The 12,593-nt window shown below is 72.3% G+C and carries 11 protein-coding genes; 3 read left to right on the forward strand and 8 right to left on the reverse strand.

The window, feature by feature from the left end:
* Nucleotides 1-148: 148 nt before the first annotated feature.
* Nucleotides 149-424, reverse strand: a complete 276-nt coding sequence (locus AB0C12_RS20605; RefSeq protein ID WP_360550132.1) for a ubiquitin-like small modifier protein 1 — start codon at nt 422-424, stop codon at nt 149-151.
* Nucleotides 424-1,500, reverse strand: coding sequence for an exo-alpha-sialidase (locus tag AB0C12_RS20610; protein ID WP_360550134.1), 1,077 nt, complete (start codon nt 1,498-1,500; stop codon nt 424-426). The genes AB0C12_RS20605 and AB0C12_RS20610 overlap by 1 nt, the downstream gene beginning before the upstream one ends.
* Nucleotides 1,501-1,564: 64 nt before the next feature.
* Between AB0C12_RS20610 and AB0C12_RS20615 the strand changes: the two genes are divergently transcribed.
* Nucleotides 1,565-1,987 carry a PH domain-containing protein gene (locus AB0C12_RS20615; RefSeq protein ID WP_360550136.1) on the forward strand — a complete coding sequence of 141 codons (423 nt, stop codon included), beginning with the start codon at nt 1,565-1,567 and terminating at the stop codon, nt 1,985-1,987.
* Here the strand turns inward: AB0C12_RS20615 and AB0C12_RS20620 are convergent.
* A complete protein-coding gene (locus AB0C12_RS20620; protein WP_360550138.1) occupies nt 1,931-2,857 on the reverse strand; it encodes a 2-hydroxyacid dehydrogenase in 927 nt (308 codons plus the stop codon). The two genes, AB0C12_RS20615 and AB0C12_RS20620, sit on opposite strands and share 57 nt — an antisense overlap.
* A gap of 107 nt (nt 2,858-2,964) precedes the next feature.
* Here AB0C12_RS20620 and AB0C12_RS20625 point away from each other — a divergent pair, with 107 nt between their 5' ends.
* Both AB0C12_RS20625 and AB0C12_RS20630 read left to right on the forward strand, forming a co-directional pair.
* Nucleotides 2,965-4,134, forward strand: a complete 1,170-nt coding sequence (locus AB0C12_RS20625) for a PQQ-dependent sugar dehydrogenase (RefSeq protein WP_360550140.1) — start codon at nt 2,965-2,967, stop codon at nt 4,132-4,134.
* A 50-nt stretch (nt 4,135-4,184) separates the two neighbouring features.
* Nucleotides 4,185-5,807 (forward strand): metallophosphoesterase, encoded by a 1,623-nt coding sequence (locus AB0C12_RS20630; protein WP_360550142.1) that lies wholly within the window; start codon nt 4,185-4,187, stop codon nt 5,805-5,807.
* A gap of 241 nt (nt 5,808-6,048) precedes the next feature.
* On the opposite strand, the gene gatB is transcribed toward AB0C12_RS20630, so the two are convergent.
* The 5 genes from gatB to AB0C12_RS20655 all read right to left on the reverse strand — a co-directional run bounded on the left by gatB (nt 6,049) and on the right by AB0C12_RS20655 (nt 11,974).
* On the reverse strand, nt 6,049-7,542 hold the full coding sequence (gene gatB / locus AB0C12_RS20635) for an Asp-tRNA(Asn)/Glu-tRNA(Gln) amidotransferase subunit GatB (RefSeq protein ID WP_360550572.1): 1,494 nt from the start codon (nt 7,540-7,542) through the stop codon (nt 6,049-6,051).
* 2 nt (nt 7,543-7,544) lie between these two features.
* Nucleotides 7,545-9,026, reverse strand: coding sequence for an Asp-tRNA(Asn)/Glu-tRNA(Gln) amidotransferase subunit GatA (gene gatA / locus AB0C12_RS20640; RefSeq protein ID WP_360550144.1), 1,482 nt, complete (start codon nt 9,024-9,026; stop codon nt 7,545-7,547).
* A 5-nt stretch (nt 9,027-9,031) separates the two neighbouring features.
* Nucleotides 9,032-9,331, reverse strand: coding sequence for an Asp-tRNA(Asn)/Glu-tRNA(Gln) amidotransferase subunit GatC (gatC, locus tag AB0C12_RS20645; RefSeq protein ID WP_360550146.1), 300 nt, complete (start codon nt 9,329-9,331; stop codon nt 9,032-9,034).
* Nucleotides 9,332-9,578: 247 nt separating this feature from the next.
* Nucleotides 9,579-10,055, reverse strand: a complete 477-nt coding sequence (locus AB0C12_RS20650; protein WP_360550148.1) for a GNAT family N-acetyltransferase — start codon at nt 10,053-10,055, stop codon at nt 9,579-9,581.
* A gap of 8 nt (nt 10,056-10,063) precedes the next feature.
* Nucleotides 10,064-11,974: a bifunctional diguanylate cyclase/phosphodiesterase gene (locus AB0C12_RS20655; protein ID WP_360550150.1), complete on the reverse strand. Its 1,911-nt coding sequence runs from the start codon at nt 11,972-11,974 to the stop codon at nt 10,064-10,066.
* Nucleotides 11,975-12,593: the final 619 nt, after the last annotated feature.

Genomic DNA, 12,593 nt, shown 5'->3' on the forward strand with positions numbered 1-12,593 from the left:
AGCACGGCAGCAGCGGCCATTCCGTCAGCCGCCTGGCCGCGCGGATCACCCACTCGGACGACCGGAAGCACCCGCGATCCTTCCACCCGCCCGGCGGATATACCCGAGCTCGTCAGCGCACGCCCCCGAACGGCCGTACCCCGGGCCGTCAGCCGCCGGCGACCGACGGAAGCACCTGGATCTCCGCCCCGACCGGCACCGGGGTATCCAGGCCGCCGGAGCGGCGGCAGTCCTCCCCGTCCACGTAGACGTTCACATACCGCCGCAGCGCACCGCTCTCGTCGCGGATCCTCCGTTCCAGCCGGGGCCACCGCTCCCGGATCTCGTCCAAGACCGCGCCCAATGTCCCGCCGTCTCCCACCTCGAGATGCGCCGCGCCGCCGGCCTCGGCACGCAGCACTCCTGGGACCAGCACTGTCGGCATCAGAGGCTCGCCGCCCGCACGCACAGCACGTCAGGCAGGTGCGCCGCCACGGTCGTCCAGCTCTCGCCCTCGTCGCGGCTGGCGAACACCTCGCCCGAGCGGGTGCCGAAGTAGACACCGGCCGGCTCGGCGTCGTCCGCGCACATCGCGTCGCGCAGCACCACCTGATAGAACGGCTCCTCAGGCAGGCCCGCCTGCTGCGGCTCCCAGTTTTCGCCCGCGTCGGTGGAGCGGAACACCCGGCAGCGCAGGTCGACCGGCTCCCGCTGCCCGTCGCTGACCAGGGGAAAGCTCCAGATCGTGCCGCCGCGCCGGGGATGCGCGACGATCGGGAAGCCGAAGTCGGCCGGCAGCGTCCCGGCGATGGACTGCCAGGTGTCGCCCCCGTCCACCGTGCGGTAGACGCCGTGGTGATTCTGCGCGTAGTAGTGCTCCGGGTCGGCGCCGTCGCGGGCCACCTTGTGCACGCACTGACCGAACTCGGGCCACGGATCGGGCAGGAAGTAGGCCTTGATGCCGGTGTTGGCCGGCGCCCAGGACGCGCCGCCGTCGGTGGTGCGATAGACGCCGCCGGTGGACATGGCCACCAGCACGCGGTCGGGATCCTCGGGATGCGGCAGCACCGTGTGCACCGCCTGCCCACCGAATCCGGCGCCCCACTCGGGCCGGTGCGGGTGGTCCCACAGGGCGCGGACCAGCTCGTACGTCCGGCCGCCGTCCTCGGAGCGGAACAGCGCGGACGGCTGCACCCCGGCGTAGACGACGCCGGAGGCGGCCGGGGTGATCTGCCAGACCCGCTCGACCGCCACGCCGGCGTCGGCCGGGAAGGCCAGCGGGGCGACGTCGGGCTCCTCCCAGGTGGCACCCAGGTCGTCGCTGATGGCGACGCTGGGGCCGAAGTGGGAGCTGTCCACGCCGGCCAGCAGGCGGGGCCGCGGTCCGCGGTTGTCGATGGCGACGGCATAGATGGACATGCCGGGGAAGTGCGCGGAGCTCAGCTGCCAGCTCCGCCGGTCGTCCTCACTCGTGGCCAGGAAGAGGCCTTTCTTGGTGCCGATGGCTATCAGCTCGGTCATGGCCAGCAGTATCCCCGCCCGGTCCGACAAAAACGCCGCATCCGGCGGGTGCGAGGATGAGAACGTGAGTCGACCCGCCCTGCGCGTCCGCAAGTCCGGCGCCCTCGTCGTCGCCGCGCTGATCGCGTTCGTGGGCACCGCCCCGTTCGCCGGAGCGGCCTGGCCGCTGGCCCCCTTGCTGCTGATCCCGCTGGCCGTGCTCATCTGGGCGGTGCGGGCCGGCACCGACGTGGGTCCCGCCGGCCTGCGGGTGCGCGCGCTCTTCGGCAGCGTCGACATCCCGTGGTCCCGGGTCGACCAGCTCGGGCCGGACGACCGGGGCCGGGTGTCCGCCCTGCTCACCGACGGCTCGGTGATCCGGCTGACCGGGGTCACCACCGCCAATCTGCCCGCGGTCATCGCGGCCGGTGGGCAGGAGCTGCGGGACGACTCAGTAGCCGTCGACGACCCGGTTGACGAGCGGCTCCCCGGCGGCGAACCGACGTAGCTGCTCTCCCGCCAGGCGGTAGGCCCGGGGCAGCAGACCCACGACGGCCCCGCCGACGTGCGGGGTGATGAAGACGTTGGGCAGCTCCCACAGCGGGTGCCCCACGGGCAGGGGCTCCGGATCGGTCACGTCGAGGGCCGCGCCGATCCGCCCGGAGGCCACCTCGGTGAGCAGCGCCGCCGTGTCCACGACCGGCCCGCGGGCCGCGTTGACCAGCAGTGCCCCGTCGGGCAGCGCCGCCAGGAAGGAACCGTCGACCAGCCCGCGGGTCTGCTCGGTCAGCGGCACGAGCAGCACCACGATCTCGGCCTGCGGCAGCAGGCCGGGCAACTCGCCGACCCCGTGCACGTCCTGGTCGGGACGCGCGGTGCGGGCCACCCGGGTCACGGTGACCTCGAACGGGGCCAGCCGCTGCTCGACGGCCCGGCCGATCGAACCGGCCCCCACGATGAGCACCCGCTTGCCGGTCAGCTCCTCGGTGGGCGTGAACGCCCCCGGGGCCCACTCCCGCCGCTGCTGGGCGCGGGCGAAGGCGGGGAACTGCCGCAGCGAGCCGATCGTGGCGCCCAGGACCCATTCCGCGACCGCCGCGTCGTGCACCCCGGCCGCGTCACACAGCTGCACGCCGGCGGGCACGTGGCCGACCCAGTTGTCCGCGCCGGCCGAGAGCAGCTGCACGACCCGCAGGCCGGTGAGCTTCGGCAGCAGGTCGGAGGCGCGCACGGTGGAGCTGAACGGCGGCACCCAGAACTGGACGTCCATGGGGTCCGACGGCAGCGTGGCCGCATCGGCGCAGACCTCGACCTCGACGCCGGCCGGCACGTCGCCGAGCAGCTCGCGGCCCTTCTCATGGGCGATCCAGACCTTCACGGTGCCAACCTAGCCGCGCCGGGCGCCGGCTGCCCGGCCGGAGATCCAGGTGTGCCGGACGTCCCAGCCGGCCCCGCTACCCTGGACCGGGGAAACGAGGAGGTCGTGTGATCGAGCGCAGTCGCCGGTTCCGAGCGGGCGCCGTGACACTTGGTGCCGTACTGGCTCTGACCACCGCGTGCAGCTTCGGCCCGCCGGAGCCCGACGTGGCCGGGGAGCCGCCGAACCTGCCGGCTCCGTCCGCCTCCGCCGACCCGGACAGCGGCAGCGCCGGCGAGGCCACCGCGGCGGCCACGGTCCTGGCCAAGGACCTCGAGGTGCCGTGGGGCCTGGCCTTCCTGCCCGACGGCGCCGCGCTGGTGACCGAGCGTGACACCGCCCGCATCCTGCAGGTCGGCCCGGAGTCGGATGCCGAGGGGCTCAAGGTCACCGAGGTGCAGCGGCTCACCGAGCCGGAGCCGGGCGGCGACGGCGGCCTGCTGGGCATCGCCGTCTCCCCGAAGTACAAGACCGACGCGACCGTCTTCATCTACTACTCGACGGCCAAGGACAACCGCGTCGCCAAGCTCAAGCTCAAGGGCAAGCCGGAGCCGATCCTCACCGGCATCCCGCACTCGGCGAACGACAACGGCGGTCAGCTCGCGTTCGGCCCGGACGGCATGCTCTACGTCACCACCGGTGACGGTTCGTCGACCGGCAACCAGGCGCCGAACCCGAAGAGCCTCGGCGGCAAGATCCTGCGGATCACCACCGCCGGCAAGCCCGCACCGGGGAATCCGGTCAAGAACTCGCCGGTCTGGTCGTCCGGTCACCGTAACGTGCAGGGCATAGCCTGGGACTCGGCCAAGAAGATGTACGCCAGTGAGTCGGATCAGAAGAAGTCCGGCGAGCTGAACGTGATCCAGAAGGGCAAGAACTACGGGTGGCCGAAGGCGGACGGCGCCAGCTCGGACGCCAAGCTCACCGCTCCGGTGGTGAGCTGGCCGCTCGGCGACTCGTCCTGCGCGGGTGTGGCGGTGCTGGAGCGCATGGTCGCGACGGCCTGTCTGCTGGGCCAGCGGGTGTGGATGGTCGACATGACCGAGAACGGCACCCTGCTGGGTCAGCCCAAGTCGGTGCTGGCCGGTGAGTACGGCCGGCTGCGCGGGCTGGTCGCCGCCCCGGACGGCTCGTTCTGGGTCACCACGTCCAACCGGGAGAAAGGCGCCGAGCCGGGACCGGACGACGATCAGATCATCCGGCTGGTGTTCTCCGACGGCGGAGCCGGCCGGAGCTGACCGTCGTCATTGTTTGACGACCAGCGCACGGGGCAGGTGAGCCGGCGACCATGAACGAGAAGATCTTGCAGGCCCGCGACGCGGTGAAACGTACCTGGCAGCGGCCGTGGGCCCGGCGCCTGAGCGTCTGGGCGGCGGTCGTGGCCGTCAGCCTGACCGGCGTCGTCGTCGGCACGATGCTGTTTGCCCAGGCGGAGATCGCGGTGGGCCCGTTCCGGGCCGACATGTCGATCAGCCCGTCGGTCGAGGGCGGCACCGAGGTGCAGATCCCGCCCCTGGGCTCGCTGCACCTGGACAGCCACGACGGCCCGATCCATCTGAAGGTCAACCTGGGCTCGCTGGACCAGGGACGCACCGAGGCGCTGATCGACGACCCGACGGCGATCAGCGCGGCCGGGCAGTCGGCGGTGGACGACGTGACCAAGGGCGTGCTGCAGCTGGGCCTGCGGGCGCTGGGCGCGGCGATCGTGTGCGCGCTGATCCTGTCGGCGCTGATCTTCCGCAACGTCCGGCGGGTGGCGGCGGCCGGGGTGCTGGCGCTGGTGGTGACCGGCGGCAGCCTGGGACTGGCCGCGGGCACGATCCGGCCGGACTCGATCAGCGAGCCGAGGTACGAGGGCCTGCTGGTCAACGCGCCGGCGGTGGTCGGTGACGCGCGGCGTATCGCGGACAACTACGGCCGGTACGCCGACCAGCTCCAGCAGCTGGTCAGCAACGTCAGCCGGATCTACACGACGGTGTCGGCGCTGCCGGTTTTCGAGCCGTCCGGTAACAGCACCCGCATCCTGCACGTGTCCGACCTGCACCTGAACCCGACGTCGTGGGGCGTGATCCGTACGGTCGTCAAGCAGTGGGACATCGACGCGGTGGTCGACACCGGTGACATCGTGGACTGGGGCAGCAACGCCGAGACCTCGTACGTGAGCAACATCGGCCAGCTCGGGGTGCCGTACGTGTACGTGCGCGGCAACCACGACTCACTGGCGATCCAGGAGGCCGTGGCCCGGCAGAAGAACGCGATCGTGCTCGACGACACCACGGTGACGATCGATGGTCTGACGTTGGCGGGTATCGGCGACCCGGAGTTCACCCCGGACAAGAGCGAGAACCCGCCGGCCGACGCGGACGAGCCGGTGACGTCCCCCCTGCTGACCAGCGGTGAACGCCTGGCGACAACGATCCGCGCGGCGCAGACGAAGGTGGACGTGGCGGTGGTGCACGACCCGGCGATGGCGCCACCGCTGTCCGGACTGGTACCGGTGGTGCTGGCCGGCCACACCCACAAGCGCGAGGTGAGCGTGCTGGCGGCACCGTCCCCGGCGCCCTCGTCGTCGGTGGCCCCGAGTGCGCCGGCGCCGAGCGCGTCGGCCGGGGTGACGGCACCGCCGCAGGAGACGCGGCTGCTGGTGGAGGGTTCGAGCGGTGGCGCGGGCCTGCGCGGGCTGGAGAAGGAGGAGCCGACGCCGCTGATGATGTCGGTGCTGTACTTCGACGAGACGCACGCGCTGAAGGCCTACGACGACATCCAGCTGGGCGGCACGGGCGAGCAGAACGTGACGATGCAGCGCAAGGTCGTCGGCAAGGACGAGCCGGAACCGACCACAGACCCGTCGGCGATCAGCGGCGTGACCCCGGAAATCCGCCCCAACGGCAGCGTGCCACCCGGCCGCTGACGCGCCGGGCGACCCGGCGCAGACCACCCGGCGCGGGCCACCCGAAGCGGACCACCCAGAGCAGACCACCCGGCGCGGGCCACCCAAAGCGGGCCACCCAAAGCGGGCGGCGCCGCGCCGCGCGCCCGGCGCCGAGCTCAGCCACCGCTCTCAGCCCGGACGGCGGCGTCACCAGGCCGGGACGGCAACACCCGGCCCTGTGTGCCACAGGACCGGGCGCCGGCCGTACCGTACAAATTGATCAGGAGAGCCGGGAGAGGATCAGCTCCCGGACGGTCTTGGCGTCCGCCTGGCCGCGGGTCGTCTTCATGACCGCGCCGACCAGCGCGCCCGCCGCTGCCACCTTGCCGTCGCGGATCTTCGCCGCGATGTCCGGGTTGGCGGCGATGGCCTCGTCGACCGCCGCCGTGAGCGCGCCCGTGTCGGAGACCACGCCCAGGCCGCGGACCTCGATCACCGCTGCCGGGTCGCCCTCGCCGGCCACGACGCCCTCGAGGACCTGGCGGGCCAGCTTGTCGTTGAGCTTGCCCGCGTCGACCAGGCCCTGCAGCTGCGCGACCTGGGCCGGCGTCACGCCGACCGCGGCGAGCTCGACGCCCGTCTCGTTGGCCCGCCGGGCCAGCTCGCCCATCCACCACTTGCGGGCGCCGGCCGCGGTGGTGCCCGCGGCGATGGTCTCCTCGATCAGTTCGATCGCGCCGGCGTTGGCCACCGACTGCATGTCGAGCGTGGAGATGCCCCACTCCTCGGCGAGCCGGGCGCGCTTGACGCTGGGCAGCTCGGGCAGGGCTGCCTTGAGGTCGGCCACCCACGCCTTGTCGGGCGCGATCGGCACGAGGTCGGGCTCGGGGAAGTAGCGGTAGTCGGTCGCGGTCTCCTTGGAGCGGCCCGGCCGGGTGTCACCGGTGGTCTCCTGGAAGTGCCGGGTCTCCTGGAAGATCCGGGTGCCCTGGCTGAGCAGGCCCGCCTGGCGGATGATCTCGGAACGGACCGCCCGCTCGACCGAACGCAGCGAGTTGACGTTCTTCGTCTCCGTCCGGGTGCCCCACTCCTCGCCCGGCAGGTTCAGCGAGGTGTTCACGTCGCAGCGCATCGAGCCCTGCTCCATGCGCACATCGGAGACGTTGAGCGAGCGGATGATGTCGCGCAGCTCGGTCACGTAAGCCTTGGCGACCTCGGGGGCCCGGGCGCCGATGCCGGGGACGGGCTTGGTGACGATCTCGACCAGCGGGATGCCGGCCCGGTTGTAGTCCACCAGCGACTCGGTCGCGCCGTGGATGCGCCCGGTGGCCCCGCCGACGTGCAGCGACTTGCCGGTGTCCTCCTCGAGGTGGACCCGCTCGATCTCGATGCGCACGGTCTCGCCGTCGACCAGCACGTCGACGTAGCCGTCCACGCAGAGCGGCTCGTCGTACTGGCTGGTCTGGAAGTTCTTCGGCATGTCCGGGTAGAAGTAGTTCTTCCGGGCCATCCGGCACCACGACGCGATGTCGCAGTTGAGGGCGAGCCCGATCCGGATGGTGGCCTCGATCGCGGCGCGGTTGGCCACCGGCAGCGCGCCGGGCAGGCCGAGGCAGACCGGGCAGACCTGGGTGTTGGGCTCCGCGCCGAACTCGGTGGGGCAGCCGCAGAACATCTTGGTGTTCGTGCCCAGCTCGACGTGCGTCTCCAGGCCGATGACCGGCTCGTAGCGGGCGATCGCGTCCTCGTAGGAGGGCAACGCGGTGGTGGTCATGCTCACGCCTCCAGCGTCGGTGGGGTCAGGGTGCCGACCGCGGACTCGAGAGCGGCGGCGACCCGGTACATCCGGTCGTCGGCCATCGTCGGCGCCATCACCTGGAATCCGACCGGCAGTCCCTCGGAGAGCCCGCACGGCACCGAGATCGCCGGGCCGCCGTAGAGGTTGGTCGGGATGGTGAAGAGGTCGGCCAGATACATCTGGTAGGGGTCGCTGGTGCGCGAGCCGAACGGGAACGCCACGAACGGCGTGGTCGGCGAGATCAGCACGTCGACCTGCTCGAAGGCGGTGGTGAAGTCGCGCGTGATGAGCGTGCGGACCTTCTGCGCCTGGCCGTAGTACGCGTCGTAGTAGCCGCTGGACAGCGCGTACGTGCCCAGGATGATCCGGCGCTTGACCTCGGGGCCGAAGCCGGCGTCCCGGGTCAGCGACATGACCTCTTCGAGCGAGCGGTTGCCGTCGTCGCCGACCCGCAGGCCGTAGCGCACGCCGTCGAAGCGGGCCAGGTTGGACGACGCCTCGCTGGGCGCGATGAGGTAGTAGGCCGGCAGGGCGTACTCGAAGTGCGGGCAGGACACCTCGACGACCTCGGCACCCAGCTTGACCAGCGCTTCGACCGACTCACGGAAGGCCGCCAGCACGCCGGGCTCGGCGCCCTCGCCCGCGAACTCCTTGACCAGCCCGAGCTTGACCCCGGTGAGGTCGCCGGTGGCTCCGAGCCGGGCCGCGGCCACGACGTCGGGCACGGGCTGCGGGATGGAGGTCGAGTCGCGCACGTCGTGGCCGGCGATGACCGAGTGCAGCAGGGCCGCGTCCTCGACGTTGCGAGCGCAGGGCCCGGGGGTGTCGAGGGAGGACGAGAAGGCGATCAGACCGTAGCGGGAGGTGCCGCCGTACGTCGGCTTGGCGCCGACCGTGCCGGTGACCGCGCCGGGCTGCCGGATGGAGCCACCGGTGTCCGTGCCGATCGCCAGCGGCGCCTCGTAGGCGGCCAGCGACGCGGCACTGCCGCCGCCGGAGCCGCCGGGGATGCGCCCGAGGTCCCACGGGTTGTTGGTGGGGCCGTAGGCCGAATATTCGGTGGAGGAGCCCATCGCGAACTCGTCCATGTTGGTCTTGCCGAGCATGACCGTGCCGGCGGCGCGCAGCCGCTCGACGACCGTCGCGTCGTACGGCGGCTTCCAGCCTTCGAGGATCTTGGAGGCGGCGGTGGTCGGGATGCCACGCGTGGCGATCACGTCCTTGACCGCCACCGGCACCCCGGCCAGCGGTCCGAGCTCCTCGCCCCGGGCCCGTTTCTCGTCGACGGCGCGGGCCGCGGCCAGCGCACCGTCGCGGTCCACGTGCAGGAACGCGTGCACCTGCCCGTCGACGGCGGCGATCCGGTCGAGGTGCGCGGTCGCGACCTCGACGGCGGAGGCGTCGCCGCCGCTGATCAGGCCTGCGACCTGCGCAGCGGTCATCCTGGTGACGTCAGTCACGGCGCTCAGTCCTCCTCGTCCAGGATGCGCGGCACGCGGAACCGGCCCTCGGCGGAATCGGGCGCGCCGGAGAGCGCCTCCTCCTGCGTGAGGCACGGTGTCACGACGTCGTCGCGGTAGATGTTGGTCAGCGGCACGGAGTGCGAGGTCGGCGGGATGTCCTCGGCGGCCACATCACCGATCCGGGCGACCGACTGCAGGATGACGTCGAGCTGACCGGCGAACTGGTCGAGCTCCTGCTCGGTCACGGCGAGCCGCGACAGGCGCGCCAGATGCGCGACCTCTTCGCGGGAGATGGCGGCCATCGTGCCCCCTTGGTGTGGATGTCGCTGACCGGGGAAGTCTATTTCTTTCGGCCCGGGCGGCGGGCGGCGGCTCCCCGGTCTGTGGACAACCCAGCAATCCGAAGATCAATTGACGACGTCGTGCCTGGTTGCATGGCCCTGACCGTCGCTCCCGCCGAGACCGGGCGAGGGCGGCCAATCGCCTGGCGGCTCATGAACGGCCACCCTCACCCTGCCGGGTCCGTGCTCCCCCAGGGCCACGCCCGGGTCAGAGCCGGAGTTCGAGCTCCAGCTCGTGGCGCAGCGGGATGCCGTCGATGACCTGCGGGATGGCCGGCTTGCGGGCGCGCGCCCGCGTCACCGCGTCCCGGTGCACGGCGACCAGGTCGTAGCCGTTGCGCTGATAGAACCGCAGCGCCGTGACGTTGTCGTTCGTCGTGACGAGCCAGAGCCTGGAGGCGCCGGCCGCGACGGCCGCCTCGCGGACCCAGCCGAGCAGCGCACTGCCGGCCCCGCTCCCCGGCCGGTCGGCGGCGATCGAGATGACCTCCCACTCCGAGCCGGTGACCCGGTAGGTGAGCAGTCCCACCGGCTCGCCGTCGTCCCAGGCAATCCCGCCGGGAAGATCCCCGGCGTCGATCAACTCGTCATGGACGGCGACCACCGTGCCATGGAACGCGGCAGTCAACGACTGCTGCACGTACGCGATGTCGGCGGGCGTGACGGGACGCACCTCGATCGCCATGGCACTCCTCAGGACGTCGGCACCGCCAGGGCGCCGGGCTCGCGGCCGGGTCGCAGAGGACGATAACGCGACAGCCACACCGCCAGATCCGGTGCGGGCATCGGCCGCGCGTGGAACCAGCCCTGCGCCGCGTGACAGCCGGCCGCGGCGAGCAGACGCCAGGTCCGCTCGTCCTCGACGCCCTCCGCGACGACTCGCAGCCCCAGCGAGTCGGCCAGCGCGATGACCGACCGCACGATCGCGGCGTCACCCCGGTCGGCGGCCATCCCCAGCACGAACGAGCGGTCGATCTTGACCTCGGCGAACGGCAACCGGCGCAGATGCTGCAACGACGAGTAGCCGGTGCCGAAGTCGTCCAGGGAGATCGCCACCCCCATCCGGTCCAGCCGGGTGATCGTGTCGAGGACCCGGTGCGGGTCGGCCATCAGCGCACTCTCGGTGATCTCGAGCTGCAGCAGGTCGGGCGGTACGTCGTACCGGTGCAACAGGGTGTCGATCTCCACCGCGATGTCCGCCGCGTGCAGGTCCCGGACGCTGACGTTGACGGACGCGCGCAGCGGCCGGCCGGCCGCGCGCCACGCGCCGAGCTGGGCGATCACCTCGCGCAGCACCCGGCTGGTGAGCAGCCGCATGACGGGCGTCTGCTCGGCGACCCGCAGCAGCTCGCTCGGCCCGACCATGCCGCGCACGGGATGCCGCCAGCGCAGCAGCGCCTCGACGCCGACCAGCTCACCGGTCGTGATGGCGATCTGCGGCTGGTAGTAGAGGGTGATCCCGTCGGTGGCCGGGTCGCTGCCCGGCTCGGCCTGCACGGCGCGGCGCAGATCGGCGAGCAGGGCCAGGTCGGGCGTGTGGTCGGTGTCGCGCGCGTAGACGGCGACGTGATCGCCGCGCTCCTTGGCGTCGTACATGGCGGCCTCGGCCTGGCGCAGCAGGGAGGCGCCGTCACCGCCGCACTCGCCCTGCAGCGCGATGCCGATGGAGGCGCTGACGTCGATCGGCAGGCCGTCGAGGGCGAACGGCCGGCCGAGCTCCTCGGCCAGATGCGCCGCGAGCCGCCGGGCCGCGGCCGGCCCGTCGACCCGGGTGGCCAGCACGGCGAACTCGTCACCGCCGAGCCGGACCACAAGATCATGCGACGGTACGACCGCAGCCAGCCGGCGGGCGACCTCGACGAGCAGCCGGTCCCCGGTGGTGTGCCCGAGGGCGTCGTTGACGGTACGGAACCGGTCGAGGTCGAGCAGGAGGAGGGCGAGCCCGCGCTCGGACCGGTGCAGACCGCGCGCGGCTCCCCGCTCGGCGACGGAGGTCTGCAGGGCACGCCGGTTGGGCAGCCCGGTCAGGGAGTCGACCCGCGCGGCCCGCTCGTACTCGCCGGCGGAACGCACCATCCGGTGCACGGCATGCAGGGCAAGAAGGACCAGTGGGACCAGGGCGATGCCGACCTGGGCCGCGGCCAGCACCACGGGCCCGAGCAACAGGAGCGCGGCGGTGGCGAACAGCTCCACTCCCCACCGCTGCACCCGACGCCGGCGGCGACCGGCAGTCGCGCACCGGGCGAAGAGCACGTCGACGCCGGTGCGGGCGCCGATCCACGCGACCGCGGCGGCAACGGTGAGCAGGGCGTCGTCCCAGTGCGGCTGGGCGCCGACATGGAGACCGGCGAGGGCCGCGACGGCGGCGGCTCCGGCCAGGGCCACAGCATGCTGCACGGCCAGGTGCAGGGCGCGGCGCGGGGACTGGCGCATCCGTACGCCGGCGACGGCCATGGCCGCCAGTTGTACTGCGAGCGCGGGCACGAAACCCCAGGCGAGGACGATGCCGAAGGTGAAGCAGATGGACGGCAGGATCACGGAACTGGCCCGCCGGTTGGCGACGACGTAGGGCCGTGCGTCGACGGCCAGGGCGAGGGCGGCCATGACCCAGAAGGCGGTGGGCAGTTCCGCAAAGGTGCGCGGCGAGGTGAGCCAGAGGACGAGGTCGACCAGGAGGGCGCCGCCGACTGCTGTGACCGCGCCTCGCCGGGCGGTGACCGGGCTGGTCCCGGCCGGTGAAGACTCGAACGGCGCTCCGAGCAGCGCCGATGCCGACGTTCCTGGCGTGGCCGCGGATTTACCGGCGCCGGCCCGCCCGCCACCGGGCCTCCAGCCGCGCGACCTCCAGCCCCGCAGCGATCCACCCCATGCCCCTCGGCCGCCTGACTCGCGGTCACGCGACTCGCGGTCACGCGACTCCCGGCTGCGGGCCTCGCGGCCGTCAGACCGCCGACCGGCAGTTCCCCCACCGGGCAATGCATGATCCAGCGAACCGCCATCCGCGCGCACGTCGGTGATCGGCTCGCCGGCCGGCTGCTCTTCACCCGGCATGGAGCTGCGCTGTTCTGCGGCACCCATGCGACCTCCACGGTGGCGTCGACCGAACGATCTTCCTCACCATAGATCCGCATGGACAAAACTACGCGAAACAGACTCGCCGTTACCAAATTGCCGTATCGACCTGAACGTGGAACCTCCCGAGATTCACCCGTTGGTGGATCTT

Source organism: Actinoplanes sp. NPDC048967, from assembly GCF_040649415.1.
GTDB lineage: Bacteria > Actinomycetota > Actinomycetes > Mycobacteriales > Micromonosporaceae > Actinoplanes.

Excerpts from the sequence above, each read along its gene's own strand:
- AB0C12_RS20610 (WP_360550134.1), bottom strand. The coding sequence starts at position 1,500 with ATGACCGAGCTGATAGCCATCGGCACCAAGAAAGGCCTCTTCCTGGCC.
- gatB (WP_360550572.1), bottom strand. The coding sequence starts at position 7,542 with ATGACCACCACCGCGTTGCCCTCCTACGAGGACGCGATCGCCCGCTAC.
- AB0C12_RS20630 (WP_360550142.1), top strand. The coding sequence starts at position 4,185 with ATGAACGAGAAGATCTTGCAGGCCCGCGACGCGGTGAAACGTACCTGG.
- gatC (WP_360550146.1), bottom strand. The coding sequence starts at position 9,331 with ATGGCCGCCATCTCCCGCGAAGAGGTCGCGCATCTGGCGCGCCTGTCG.
- AB0C12_RS20655 (WP_360550150.1), bottom strand. The coding sequence starts at position 11,974 with ATGGCCGCCCTCGCCCTGGCCGTCGACGCACGGCCCTACGTCGTCGCC.
- AB0C12_RS20605 (WP_360550132.1), bottom strand. The coding sequence starts at position 424 with ATGCCGACAGTGCTGGTCCCAGGAGTGCTGCGTGCCGAGGCCGGCGGC.
- AB0C12_RS20650 (WP_360550148.1), bottom strand. The coding sequence starts at position 10,055 with ATGGCGATCGAGGTGCGTCCCGTCACGCCCGCCGACATCGCGTACGTG.